The sequence below is a fragment of the Glutamicibacter sp. HZAU genome (assembly GCF_004100365.1).
Classification (GTDB): Bacteria; Actinomycetota; Actinomycetes; order Actinomycetales; family Micrococcaceae; genus Glutamicibacter; species Glutamicibacter nicotianae.
Map to the genome: position 1 here is coordinate 350942 of NZ_SCKZ01000002.1, position 11652 is coordinate 362593.

Genomic DNA, 11652 nt, shown 5'->3' on the forward strand with positions numbered 1-11652 from the left:
TTTGAACCATTAGGAGAAAACCATGGCTGATTCAGCCCGCGCCGCACGCCTGGCTAAGCGCGTACAGGTCCTCATGGCCCAGTCGCTGCGCAACGTCATCAAGGACGAGCGCATCGACAACGTCACCGTGACCGATGCCCGCGTCACCAACGACCTGCAGCACGCTACGGTGTACTACACCGTCTTTGGCGATGACGAGATGAAGAAGGACATCGCCGCCCTGCTGGAAAAGCGTGGCGGCGCCCTGCGCAAGGAATTGGGCCGGAACCTCACCATCCGCCTGACCCCGACGCTGGCCTTCGTCGCTGACGAGATTCCCGAGGGTGCCTCGCACCTGGAGGAACTGCTGGCCAAGGCCCGCGAGAAGGACGCTGAGGTCGCGGCCCTGCGCGAAGGCAAGGACTTCGCCGGAGACCAGGACCCATACAAGAAGGACGAGGACGCCGAAGAAGCCTAGGAGCTTCCCGGAATCCTTCCGCCCGGATGCAATGCTGGGGATCGCACCATGGTGCGATCCCCAGCATTTTTAATTCATGAGTTTCCGTCGCGGCAAGCCCTCCGGTGGATGCCGGCGATCAGCGGGCTATCCGGGCGCTGAGCAGGGTGCCCGTAGGCGTCAGGGCGTTGGCGGTGACCGCCACCCTGGTGCCGTCGATTGCCACATCAGAAGCCATCGGCACCGGCAGCACCGTCATGGACTCGCTGTGCCGGATGGCTCCCACGCCGCCACCGAAGAGCTCGGCCACGAACACCCGGCCGCGGTCATCGACCGCCACCCCGGTCGGGGCATTCAGCCCGGTGGCCACTAGCTGCGTGACCTTGCTGTGCATGTTCATCCGGTAGACCTTGCCCATCGACAGGCCCTCGCCCGGAACGCCGGGCAAGACGGCGTAGTAGAGCCACTGCTTGTGCACGGTGATGTCGGTAGGCGCCGGCTGGGCCCAGTAATCCAGGCCCATCATGCACTCCGGAACGGCCAAGCCCATTTCCCCGGCCAAAGCCGCTACTTGCTCGGCGATCTTGATCGGCTCAGCCGGCAACGTTTTCAGCAGGGTGACCGTGCCGTCGGCTGCGACGTGGTAGAGGGCGTTGCCTCCGGCATCGCCCACGTACAGGCCGTTGGCGGCCGGAACGCTGGAGTACGGGTGCGAGTACCCTCGCCATGCGTCTGGAGGTACGGGGCCTGGGCCAGGCATTCGGGTGAGGCGTCACGTACGCCGTAGAGCGTCTGGCCATCCGGGTCGTGGGCCACCTCGTATTTGAACAGGTCCGCCAAGGTACGGGTGGATCCCTGGGCATCAATGGCCTTGACCAGTGCGGGCCCTTCGGCTTGCGGATCTTCATCCGTGCCGGCGAGGTTCTCGAAGTAATAGGTGTTGCCACGGTCATGCGAGACGCCCGCGATTTCCTTGCCGGGAGCCGATACCAAGACCTGGCGGGTGCCATCAGTTGAGATGGATGACAGGATTCCGCCGAAGGCCTCGGCGACAAGGTACGAGCCTTCGGGACCGAAAGCCACCTTGAGCGGACCGACGAGTCCCTCGGCAACGGACTGCACCGAATCAATGGACGGCTTGCTGTGCTCGGACGCACCGGCAGCGTGGGCCGGGGCAGCGACGAGCGGCACGGTAAGTAGCGATCCCGCCGCGAGGGCAGCGAGAACTCGGGATTTCATGGGAGATTCTCCTGGGAGTGCGAGTGAGCCACGGCCAGATGACGGCCGCGAAGAAGACGCAGACTTGAACCCGCTGAGTACCAGATGCTTCCAGAGCCATGGCACGAGCCTGCTGAATCCGTGGAACACGGTCCTGGCGGCATCCCCCATGGATGTCGAGCCCAGCGGTGGCGCGTGGCAATGCGCTCATATGAATCGAGTTCTAGGCCGGGGCACAGGGGTGGTCAAGGGTCCGTCGCGACTCATTTAAAGTGCTCGCGAACCCCGAGCGGCAGCTGGCCGTTCTGATGCTCTGGACCGGTGTGATGTGCTGGCTGAGTCGTGCCGGGAGCACTCATGGAACCGTGCGGGCCCATAGACCCGGTCGGAGTTCGTGGGATAGCGTAGCCATCACCAGCATAAGCCGAAACAGGGGTCCCGAGAATGCCAGAATTCATCACCGTGCTCAGTGCCACCGGCGGGAACAACGTCGGAATTGTCGTTCCAGATGACGTCGTTGCCGGATTCGGCCGTGGCAAGCGCGTTCCTGTCTTGGTAACCATTGACGGGGGATATAGCTACCGGAACACCATTTCATCGATGCGTGGCCAGTTCCTGATTTCCTTCAACGCTGAAACCCGCGCTGCCACGGGCAAGGGCGCAGGCGATGAGATCAGCGTGAAACTCGAATTGGATGAAGAACCGCGGACCGTCGAAATTCCCGAGCCACTGGCCGTGCTGCTCTCCGCCGAGCCGCAGCTCCTTGAAGCGTGGAACAAGCTGTCCTACAGCAAACAACGAGGCCATGTGGAGCCCATCGTGGCTGCCCGCGGCGAAGACACCAGGACGCGCCGGGTCGAGAAAGCTATCAAGGCGCTGCGCGACGAATAGGGTGCTGGTGAGCAAGGCTACTGCACGGTGAACTGCAGACGCTGCCAACCACTGGCGCCATTGGGCACAGGGTTGGCTTTCTCGCGGGTCTGCATCTTGCCCTGCGCATCATAGGCTCGCACCGACGCCGCATGCATGCCCGGTGCCGCGTCCTTCCACACGAAGCGCCACTGCCGCCATGTATCCAGCGACGCTTCGGCGGCCAGCTGCGCATCCTCCCACGGGCCGTCATCGATCTGCACCTGCACGCGTGAAATGCCCCGGGTCTGCGCCCAAGCAGTTCCGCCCAAGACAACTTCCCCTGCAGGGACCTCGGCGAAGGGCCGAGGTGTGTCGATGCGGGAGGACATCTTGATGGGACCGCGTTCAGACCAGCCGCGGGTAGTCCAATAGGCGGCCTTGTCCTCGAAACGCGTCACCTCCAAATCAATCACCCATTTGGTGGCCGAGACATAGCCGTAGAGGCCGGGAACCACCATGCGCACGGGGAATCCGTGGTCGAAGGGCAGCGGCTCGCCGTTCATGCCGATAGCCAGCAAGGCCATCCGGTCATCGGTCAGCGCTTGTAGCGGTGTGGAAGCGCTGAAACCGTCATGAGAAGTCGAAAGCACCATATCGGCGCCGGCCTGGGGAACCGCGCGCTCCAGCACCTTGCGCAGCGGGTAGCCCAGCCACTTCGCGTTGCCTACCAGATCTCCTCCGACAGGATTCGATACGCAGGTCAGGGTCAGATACGTTTCCACGAGTTCCTCGCCTAGCAGCTCGTCGAAGCCGATGGTGAATTCATTCTCCACCATGCCGTGCACGCGCAAGGACCACTGGTTCGGGTCGATCTGCGGCACCGACAGCGCGGTGTCGATGCGGTAGAAATCCTGGTTGGGAGTAACGAAGCGGGGCATATTCGCCTCCTCTATTTGCACTCCTTCGGGCAGGGCCTTGGCCTTCGTCCGGGCCGCTGGCAGGCGCAGGGCGTTACGGGCGGCGACAGCCATATTGCGTGTAGCGGAGACGGAGGTGGACACCGCGGTGGCCAGTGCCGCGGCCGCCAAGGACAGGACCGCGCCGCGCAAGAATATTCTGCGGCTTGGGCCGGCAGCTGCCGTGCCCTGGCCGGGTTCGGGGACGGTGGCTGTAGCCAGCCGGGCCAGCCAATGAAGAGCTCCGATTCCGGCGACTGCGCCCAGCACCGTAGGGACAACATCCAGCAGGCTGGTGGACGCGCGGGCGGCCACAGCGCTGGCAAGCACCAGCGCCAAAGCAATGATGGCGGTGCAGGCCAACGCGAAACTCCGCTTGGCCAGCAGGCCGATCAGGGCAGAGAGCACCGCTGCCGCCACGCCGATGGAAATGAACAGCGCCAGCTTGTCATTGGTCCCGAAGGTGGCGATGGCGAAGTCCTTGAGCCATGGAGGCGTCAAGTCGATGATGGCAGACCCCAGTGCGAAAAACGGCGAGGAAGCACTATTGAAAAATGCCGAGGCCAACTGGGCGACGGCAAACATGAGCGCTGCCGAACATATTCCGGCTACCGCGTGGAAAACGTAAACCCTGCTGCCGCGCTTGTTCTTGAAGCCCACTGCCACTCACCTCATGCGTTTCGTTCCATGTTCCCCTCCCTAATGCGGGGGAACAACCACTCACAGTGTTTTCGGAACGGGACGCACAGCAGATTGGAACCGGCTACAAGATTTTCTGCGATCTCATAGCGACTGCAGCATGATGGGATCCGTCGTCGGGGCGGGGGAGCCGGTGGCCGGCTCGACGGTGATCCCGAAATGAGTGATCCCCTGCATCGGATCGGAAACCATGATCATGCCGTTGGCATCGCTGCCCGTGAGCATTCCTGCCGGGACTGCGCCGTCGGCGGAAATCAGCCACAGCTCGTACCCTTTGTCGCTGGACAGCTCCGGCATGCCCGAGGTGGAAACCGCCATCAGTCCTTCGGCCGCGGAATAGGACAGCGTGATCGTTGCCCCGTCATCCAAGGTCTGCGTCTTGGACTTGGCATCGGGAGCCCCCAGGATCCGGGCGAGCTCTTCCTGATGTTCGGCCATGGCTGCCATTTTGCTTTCCAGCTCGCGCTGCTCGGAATTCTGCTGGATGGCCAAGCCGCCCAACGCCGCCGCTGCCAGTAGCAGGATGCCGGCGGCCAAGGCGAAGAAGCGCTGGTTGCCGCGCGGTGCCCCGGGCTGCGGCGCCGGGGGCGTAGCCGGGGCATCGGATTCACGTTCCGCACCAGCCGTGGAGCCACTGGCGGGGGAGCTGCCCGAGGCAGGCTCCTGGTCCTGGACGGGCGGCAGCTGCTCGGTGGCGCGGATAGCTGCCATGACATCGGTCTTGAGCCGTGCTGGGGGAGCAACCGGCTGCGCTGCCAAGCCGATCAGTCCAGCAGTTTCCTGCAAGGCATCCAGCTCGTGGCGGGCCTGGGCGGCATCTGAGTCCTGGTGCGCGAGCTTGCCGCGGTCCTCGTCTCCCAGAGCTTCCAGGGCGAAGCTGTCGGTCCGCTCGTTCTCATGCTTTTCCATTACGCCACTCCCATCAGTTCTCGAAGCTTGCCCATGCCATCGCGTATTCGCGTTTTAGCGGTTCCCACCGGTACTTTCAGCAGCTCAGCGACTTCCAGGTGGGTGTATCCGCCGAAGTAGGCCAGCTGTATGGCTTCGCGTTGCGGTGCGCTGAGCTGTTGCAGTGCCCGGGCAACGCGTACGGTCTCGTCGTGCAAGATGGCGTTCTCTTCCACGTCTTCGTAGCTGTCCTGGAATTCCTTGATTCCAATGCGCAGATCCCGGGCTTGGCTCGCTTGGCTGGAGCGCACCCGGTCCACGGCTCGGCGGTGGGCTATGGTCAGCAGCCAGGACGCAGCGGTTCCGCGGGACGGATCGAAGCGCTTGGCCTGCTGCCACGCTTCGACGAATACTTCCTGGGTGACCTCTTCGCTCTGCGCCTGGTCGCGAAGCACCCGTAGCACGAGGCCGAAGACCCGCGATGCCATGGCATCATAGAGCGATTCGAAGGCAGATTCGGCCCCCAGCGCGACTTGTTGCAACAAGTCGTCTGGCGTTTGCACGGAATCGTCTTCCATGGCGTCGAGTCTATTGGAACTCATGAATCCTAGAGTCTCATGCATTTGTGCCTCAGCGGCGCTCTGCGGTGGCGTGGCGTTCGGGGAATAGCTGGGCTGCGGGAACCACGTTCCCGCAGCACCGGCGAAGGTGGTGCATGGAAGGTATTCCACGCACCACCTCCATGCCGGCGGACCTGCTGTTTCCGGGGGGGGTGCTACTTCTTGGCCGGCGGCATCAGGACGGTGTCCACCAGATACACGGTCGCGTTGGCGGTTTGCACGCCGCCGCAGATGACCGAGGCCCCGTTGACTTCCAGATCATCACCGCTGCCGGTGACTTCAAGATCCTCGCCCTGGACCGTTTTGTGGGTTCCGGGAAGATCAGCCGGTGCGATCTGGCCGGAAACCACATGGTAGGTCAGCACGCCGGTCAGGGTGTCGGCGTCCTTGGCCACTGCTGCCAAGTCATCCTTCGGAATCTCGGCGAAGGCGTCATCCACCGGTGCGAAGACGGTGAATTCGCCGCCGTTGAGCGTATCGACCAGGTCCACGTCCGGGTTCAGCTCACCGGAGACCGCCGAGGTCAGCGTGGTCAGCAGCGGGTTGTTCGAGGCGGCGACGGCTACTGGATCCTGCGCCATGCCTTCTACCGAGCCATCACCGGTCGGGACTGCTTCGGCGTAGGCTGCGCAGCCTGGGCCAACGAGATTTCCGGCTGGATCCATGGCCGACTCGCTGGCCATGGGAGAGCTGCTTTCCGAAGCGGAAGCGGTGGGCGATTCCATGGTTTCCGAACCTGTCGAGCAGGCGCTCAGTCCCATAGCGGCGACTGCGATGAGCCCGAAGACTCCAGCGGCTTTGCTGTATGTGCGCTTCATGATTTTCTCCTTGCTTCGCCGCGACTATTGTCGTCGGTTCCTTTCCTGTCCGTGCGGAGCAGGCTGTCATGGAGCATTCGGTGCCGGATGCCTGGCGGATTGGAATCCCGTCAAAATAATTTTCCAGTCCCTCTGTGACGCGGCGTCCGGACGGGCCTGCAGCCACGCTATCGGCGGGGGATTGGTCCGCACGTGGGATCTGCCACGCTTGGAACCCGCGGCAGGCTTATTCTCTGCACAGCCCATATACTGGAAGGCGTGAGTAAAGCCGGGCAGAACACGCAAGAGCAGGCATCAGGCCTCGTATTAGTCGACAAAGACCAGGGAATGACCTCCCATGACGTGGTGGGCCGCATCCGCCGACTCGCTGGGACCAGGAAAGTCGGCCATGCCGGCACCCTGGACCCGATGGCCACCGGCGTGCTGGTGATCGGCGTGAACAAGGCAACCCGCCTGCTGACTTACATCGTGGGCCACGACAAGACCTACACCGCCACCATCCGCCTCGGGCAGAACACCGTCACCGACGATGCCGAAGGCGAGATCATTTCCGAACGCATCGCAGCAGCTGTCAGCGACGAGGACATCGAACGCGAGGTGGCCTTGCTGCGCGGCGACATCCAGCAGACCCCGAGCTCGGTCTCGGCCATCAAGGTCGATGGCAAGCGTTCCTACGCCCGCGTGCGCGCCGGCGAACAAGTGGAGCTCAAGGCCCGTCCAGTGACCATTTCGCGTTTCGAGATCCACGAGGTGCGCCGCGAAAATGGCGGAAAGATCCTCGACGTGGACGTCACCGTCTCCTGCTCATCCGGAACCTACATCCGTGCGCTGGCCCGCGATCTGGGCGAAGCATTGAACGTGGGCGGGCATCTCACCGCGCTGCGCCGTACCGAGGTGGGCCCGTACAAGATCGAGCTCACCCGCACCTTGGAGCAGCTGGCCCAGGAATTCGAGATCCTCCCCATTGAAAAGGCTGCCGCGGCGCTGTTCCCCAACCGCACGGTCAGCGTCGACGAAGCAGTCGAGTTATCGTTTGGCCGTACCATCCCCGCCTCGCACTTGAGCATGGACATCGCCGAAGGCCAGACCGTTGCCGCGTTCGCGCCCAACGGCGTGCTCGTCGCGTTGCTGGAAGACAAGGGCGACAAGGCCCGTACCGCCTTGGTCTTCACCGCCAAGTAATCCCGAAAGGACCTGGCTTGATTGCCCTGAATGGATTCTTCATCGCTGGCGCGGTGGTCTGTGCGCTGGCGTTTCTGGTGGCAGCGACTGCAACAGCAATCCGCAAGCACCCTGATGACTGGGCGCTGATCGGCGCGGTGGCCACCGAGCTGTTCCTGATTGCCTACGGCATTGCGGCGGTGATCCGCCAGGCTGGCGGCAACGCGGTGCAGGGGGACCCGGTGGAATTCTGGGGCTACTTCATCACGGCGCTGATCATGCCGCCGATCGCCTTCTTCTGGGCCATCAGCGAGAAGAGCCGCTGGTCCAACGCCGTGCTGGCCGCGTCAGCCGCGGTCACTTTCGTTATGGTGTTCCGCATGGAACAGATCTGGCAGTAGGAGTACCCCATGGGTGAAAAGCAGCGCAACTCGCGCATCATGCAGGCCGCCGAGGCGCGCAGCGCCAACAAGGCCCCCAAGCCGAGCCGGTCCACCGGCCTGGGCCGCGTGATCATTGCCGTCTACGGCATCCTCGCTCTTGCGGCGACGGTCCGCGCGGTCTACCAGATCATGAGCAAATTCGACGAGGCTCCGATCGCGTACAGCCTGTCGCTGGTTTCCGGCCTGATCTACATCCTGGCCACGTTCTCGCTGTCCTCGGCCAAGCGTGGCGCCTGGCTGGTCTCGCTGTATGCGGTAGCCATTGAATTGGTGGGCGTGATTGTCGTGGGAATCCTGTCGCTGACCCACCCCGAAGAATTCGCGCATCCATCGGTGTGGAGCGGTTTTGGCGAAGGGTACGGATACGTTCCGCTGGTTCTGCCGCTCATCGGATTGTGGTGGCTGTACCGTAATCGTAATGAGCGTCACGCCTAAAGACGTGCAAGAATTACCTCGGTGGGTTTTCCATCCACCGCAGCAGAATTTCTGAAGGAGCAAAGTGCACTATTGGAAGGGCTTGGATGCCGTCCCCGCGGATATGGCGCCCACTGTCGTGACCATTGGCAACTTTGACGGTGTCCACCTGGGCCACTGCGAAGTGCTGGATGCAGCTGTCACACAGGCCAAAGCGCGCTCTGCACAATCGGTGGCAATCACTTTCGACCCGCACCCGGCGCTGGTGCACCGTCCCGAGAGTGCTCCTGAATTGATCATGGGCATCGCCGACCGCATCGACACCCTGGCCAGCGTTGGCCTGGACGCCACGCTGATGATCCACTACACCCTGGAATTCGCGGATCAAAGCGCTGAAGAGTTCGTCCGTTCCATCATCGTGGAGAAGCTGAACGCCGTAGCCGTCGTTGTCGGGCACGATGTGCGGTTCGGCCGCGGCAATTCCGGAGACTTCGGCTACATGCAGGAGCTGGGAGCCAAATACGGTTTCGAGGTCATCGGCGTTGAAGACGTGGGGGATAAGCGGCGCTTGTCTTCGACCTGGGTGCGCGAGGAACTGGCGGCTGGCAACGTTGAGGCCGCCGCCGCGATCCTCGGCCGGCCGCATCGCATGCGCGGCGAAGTAGTGCATGGCCACGCCCGCGGACGCGAGCTGGGATTCCCCACCGCAAATCTGGATCCCGAAGCCACCGGCATCATCCCTGCCGATGGCGTGTATGCCGGCTGGGTCATCGACGAGGCCGAGGTGCGTTGGCCGGCGGCAATTTCCGTTGGCTCGAACCCGACCTTCGATGGTGTCTCCCGCGTGGTCGAGGCGCATGTGATCGACCGTCCCGAAGAAGGTGTGGAAGATTTCGACCTGTATGGCCAGCAGATTGTCGTCGAGTTCATTTCCCATCTGCGTCCGATGGTCGCCTACCGCGGCATTGAAGCCTTGATTGAGCAGATGACCGAGGATGTCGACCAGGCCCGTGCGGTACTGGCTGCCGAACGCCACTAGGAATCATGGCTGAAATACCTTCGTTGCCGCAACGCGCCTTCGTTGTGGGAGCACAGCGCCGCGAAGAATTGGCATCGGCGTTCCAATCGGATGCCGAAAGCTATGACAAGATCCGTCCGTCCTATCCCCAGGAAGCGCTGGATTTCACGTTGCAGCACCGACCGGCAACTGCGGTGGATATCGGTTGCGGTTCGGGGATCTTCACCGAGCAACTGGTTTCTGCAGGCTTGGAAGTCACAGCCGTAGATCCGTCCGCGGACATGCTCTCGGTCCTGTCCAAGCGCCTGCCGCACATCGAGGTGGCCTGCGCTGCTGGTGAAGCTACCGGTTTGGCCGCTGACAGTTTTGATCTGGTGACCTATGCGCAGGCATGGCATTGGGTTGACCACCCGCAAGCCAGTGCCGAAGCGGCGCGCTTGCTCCATGACGGCGGTTGGCTGACGTTGCTGTGGAACCAGCTGGATGTCACAGTTCCCTGGGTGCACCGCTTGGCACGGATCATGCATGCAGGCGACGTGCACCGGCCCGAGCTGGAGCCGCCGTTGGGACCGCAGTTCCAGAAGCCGGAGCATGGCATCTGGCATTGGTCCATGGAGCTGGACTTCCACGAGATTATCGAGCTGACCAAATCACGCAGCTACTACCGCAAGTCCTCGGACACCACGCGGGCCAAGGTCGAAGCGAACTTGGCATGGTACTGGCATGAGCATTTGGGGCATGAGCCAGATAAGAAGGTGCAGGTGCCGTATCTCACCCATGCTTGGAGGTCCCGCCGGCGTCCCCGTCGGTGATATGATTGACGATGGTTCTCGCTGCAGTCCGCGGTTGCGAGTTTCCCCTGTGAATGCCTCGGCGTTCGCACTGACTTATGAACGCGGTCCAACTCTAGGAGTTTGTTATGGCATTGGATGCCACTATCAAGAACGAAATCATCAAGGCTTACGCTACCCACGAGGGTGACACCGGTTCGCCTGAGGTTCAGATTGCCGTCATGTCCCGCCGTATTTCGGACCTGACCGAGCACCTGAAGATGCACAAGCATGACCACCACACCCGCCGTGGCCTGATGGCTCTGGTTGGTCGCCGTCGTCGTATGCTCGGCTACCTGAAGAACACCGACATCGAGCGTTACCGTTCGCTGATCGAGCGTTTGGGCCTGCGCAAGTAGTCCTTGGCTTCAGAACAAGAAACTCCCCGCCTCCGTTCCAGGAGGCGGGGATTTTTCTTGCCCAGCAGGGGAAGATCCGCTTAGCCGCGGTTGGGCGCGAGCGCTGTCCGCGCTGCTCCAGGCTGAACCGCGTCGCCGTTTACTCTGCCTTGGCCTCAGTTTCAGCCTCGGCTGCCGCGGCCTCTTCGGCCTTTTCCTGGTGGATCACCTCAGCCAGGAGCTTCTCCATCTCCTTCGCGACACCCGCTGCGGACGCCGGGTTCTGCCCGGTCACCAGGCGTTCGGAGACTTGTACATTCTCTTCGAAGTTATCGGCGGCGATATGCGTGGCGCCTTGCTCGGTGAGCTTGTCAGCAAGGAAGAACGGAATGATCTTGTCCTTGCCGACGGCCACTTCTTCGTCGTTGGTGAACGCTGCAACGGTCTTACCGCTCAGGAGCTTCAGGCCATGATGCAACTCGACATCCAGCAGTCCAGCCGGACCGTGGCAGACGGCACCGACCACGCCACCCTTGTTGTAGATATCGCTGATCACCTTCTGCAGGCCAGCATTGCCAGCGAAGTCCCACATGGTGCCGTGGCCGCCCACGAGATACACCGCGTCGTACTGCGCAGGATCCACAACCTCAATGCGAGCCGTGTTGTACAAGCCGGCACGGGTTGTCTCATCCTGGGTGAACTGCACCTGGATCGGGTCATCCTGGTCCACCGTGTCGCGCGGGGGTTGTCCGCCCTTGATGGACGCAAAGTCGACGAAGTGCCCGGAATCCCGGAACACCTTCCATGGGTGCGCGGCCTCGGCGACGTTGTAACCGGTAGGCTCCTTGTCCTCCCCGATTTCGGAAACGCTGGTCAGGACCATGAGGATTTTCTTCAAGGTGTGCTCCTTTCGCATTCGTCCTTCCACCCTTGTACAACCTGCAGGCTGTCGCAAGAGGGG

Annotated in this window: 15 protein-coding genes; 8 read left to right on the top strand and 7 right to left on the bottom strand. The window is 62.5% G+C overall.

Going from position 1 to position 11652, the window contains the following annotated elements; genetic code table 11:
• The first annotated feature begins 22 nt into the window (after positions 1-22).
• Positions 23-457 carry a 30S ribosome-binding factor RbfA gene (rbfA, locus tag EKH49_RS04205; protein ID WP_073706748.1) on the top strand — a complete coding sequence of 145 codons (435 nt, stop codon included), beginning with the start codon at positions 23-25 and terminating at the stop codon, positions 455-457.
• Positions 458-575: 118 nt separating this feature from the next.
• On the opposite strand, the gene EKH49_RS04210 is transcribed toward rbfA, so the two are convergent.
• Both EKH49_RS04210 and EKH49_RS16830 read right to left on the bottom strand, forming a co-directional pair.
• Complete coding sequence (locus tag EKH49_RS04210) at positions 576-1109, bottom strand: ScyD/ScyE family protein (RefSeq protein ID WP_236641027.1); 534 nt, start codon at positions 1107-1109, stop codon at positions 576-578.
• Positions 1046-1675, bottom strand: coding sequence for a hypothetical protein (locus EKH49_RS16830; RefSeq protein ID WP_236641028.1), 630 nt, complete (start codon positions 1673-1675; stop codon positions 1046-1048). The genes EKH49_RS04210 and EKH49_RS16830 overlap by 64 nt, the downstream gene beginning before the upstream one ends.
• Before the next feature lie 423 nt (positions 1676-2098).
• Here EKH49_RS16830 and EKH49_RS04215 point away from each other — a divergent pair, with 423 nt between their 5' ends.
• Positions 2099-2545, top strand: coding sequence for a YdeI/OmpD-associated family protein (locus EKH49_RS04215; protein ID WP_052253498.1), 447 nt, complete (start codon positions 2099-2101; stop codon positions 2543-2545).
• Positions 2546-2562: 17 nt separating this feature from the next.
• On the opposite strand, the gene EKH49_RS04220 is transcribed toward EKH49_RS04215, so the two are convergent.
• From EKH49_RS04220 to EKH49_RS04235, 4 genes are all read right to left on the bottom strand, one after another.
• Positions 2563-4047: a molybdopterin-dependent oxidoreductase gene (locus tag EKH49_RS04220; protein WP_038990105.1), complete on the bottom strand. Its 1485-nt coding sequence runs from the start codon at positions 4045-4047 to the stop codon at positions 2563-2565.
• A 198-nt stretch (positions 4048-4245) separates the two neighbouring features.
• Positions 4246-5070, bottom strand: a complete 825-nt coding sequence (locus EKH49_RS04225; RefSeq protein ID WP_128469833.1) for an anti-sigma factor — start codon at positions 5068-5070, stop codon at positions 4246-4248.
• Positions 5070-5651 (bottom strand): ECF RNA polymerase sigma factor SigK, encoded by a 582-nt coding sequence (gene sigK, locus EKH49_RS04230; RefSeq protein WP_038990104.1) that lies wholly within the window; start codon positions 5649-5651, stop codon positions 5070-5072. The genes EKH49_RS04225 and sigK overlap by 1 nt, the downstream gene beginning before the upstream one ends.
• A 173-nt stretch (positions 5652-5824) precedes the next feature.
• A complete protein-coding gene (locus EKH49_RS04235; RefSeq protein WP_128469834.1) occupies positions 5825-6487 on the bottom strand; it encodes a fasciclin domain-containing protein in 663 nt (220 codons plus the stop codon).
• Positions 6488-6745: 258 nt separating this feature from the next.
• On the opposite strand from EKH49_RS04235, the gene truB reads away from it, so the two are divergent.
• The 6 genes from truB (at position 6746) to rpsO (ending at position 10712) form a co-directional block, all read left to right on the top strand.
• Positions 6746-7669 carry a tRNA pseudouridine(55) synthase TruB gene (gene truB, locus EKH49_RS04240; RefSeq protein WP_128469835.1) on the top strand — a complete coding sequence of 308 codons (924 nt, stop codon included), beginning with the start codon at positions 6746-6748 and terminating at the stop codon, positions 7667-7669.
• Between the two features lie 17 nt (positions 7670-7686).
• A complete protein-coding gene (locus tag EKH49_RS04245) occupies positions 7687-8049 on the top strand; it encodes a hypothetical protein (RefSeq protein WP_128469836.1) in 363 nt (120 codons plus the stop codon).
• Between the two features lie 9 nt (positions 8050-8058).
• Positions 8059-8526: a hypothetical protein gene (locus EKH49_RS04250; RefSeq protein WP_201739554.1), complete on the top strand. Its 468-nt coding sequence runs from the start codon at positions 8059-8061 to the stop codon at positions 8524-8526.
• Positions 8527-8590: 64 nt separating this feature from the next.
• Entirely contained in the window at positions 8591-9544 is a 954-nt protein-coding gene (locus tag EKH49_RS04255) for a bifunctional riboflavin kinase/FAD synthetase (RefSeq protein ID WP_121866442.1), read from the top strand.
• A 5-nt stretch (positions 9545-9549) separates the two neighbouring features.
• Positions 9550-10335 (top strand): class I SAM-dependent methyltransferase, encoded by a 786-nt coding sequence (locus EKH49_RS04260; protein WP_128469837.1) that lies wholly within the window; start codon positions 9550-9552, stop codon positions 10333-10335.
• A 107-nt stretch (positions 10336-10442) separates the two neighbouring features.
• Positions 10443-10712: a 30S ribosomal protein S15 gene (rpsO, locus tag EKH49_RS04265; protein ID WP_013348393.1), complete on the top strand. Its 270-nt coding sequence runs from the start codon at positions 10443-10445 to the stop codon at positions 10710-10712.
• Between the two features lie 139 nt (positions 10713-10851).
• Here rpsO and EKH49_RS04270 read toward each other — a convergent pair whose 3' ends face one another.
• Positions 10852-11589, bottom strand: a complete 738-nt coding sequence (locus EKH49_RS04270; protein WP_128469914.1) for a type 1 glutamine amidotransferase domain-containing protein — start codon at positions 11587-11589, stop codon at positions 10852-10854.
• Positions 11590-11652: the final 63 nt, after the last annotated feature.

Excerpts from the sequence above, each read along its gene's own strand:
- rbfA (WP_073706748.1), top strand. The coding sequence starts at position 23 with ATGGCTGATTCAGCCCGCGCCGCACGCCTGGCTAAGCGCGTACAGGTC.
- EKH49_RS16830 (WP_236641028.1), bottom strand. The coding sequence starts at position 1,675 with ATGAAATCCCGAGTTCTCGCTGCCCTCGCGGCGGGATCGCTACTTACC.
- EKH49_RS04215 (WP_052253498.1), top strand. The coding sequence starts at position 2,099 with ATGCCAGAATTCATCACCGTGCTCAGTGCCACCGGCGGGAACAACGTC.
- EKH49_RS04220 (WP_038990105.1), bottom strand. The coding sequence starts at position 4,047 with ATGTTTGCCGTCGCCCAGTTGGCCTCGGCATTTTTCAATAGTGCTTCC.
- EKH49_RS04225 (WP_128469833.1), bottom strand. The coding sequence starts at position 5,070 with ATGGAAAAGCATGAGAACGAGCGGACCGACAGCTTCGCCCTGGAAGCT.
- sigK (WP_038990104.1), bottom strand. The coding sequence starts at position 5,651 with ATGAGTTCCAATAGACTCGACGCCATGGAAGACGATTCCGTGCAAACG.
- EKH49_RS04235 (WP_128469834.1), bottom strand. The coding sequence starts at position 6,487 with ATGAAGCGCACATACAGCAAAGCCGCTGGAGTCTTCGGGCTCATCGCA.
- EKH49_RS04250 (WP_201739554.1), top strand. The coding sequence starts at position 8,059 with ATGGGTGAAAAGCAGCGCAACTCGCGCATCATGCAGGCCGCCGAGGCG.
- EKH49_RS04260 (WP_128469837.1), top strand. The coding sequence starts at position 9,550 with ATGGCTGAAATACCTTCGTTGCCGCAACGCGCCTTCGTTGTGGGAGCA.
- rpsO (WP_013348393.1), top strand. The coding sequence starts at position 10,443 with ATGGCATTGGATGCCACTATCAAGAACGAAATCATCAAGGCTTACGCT.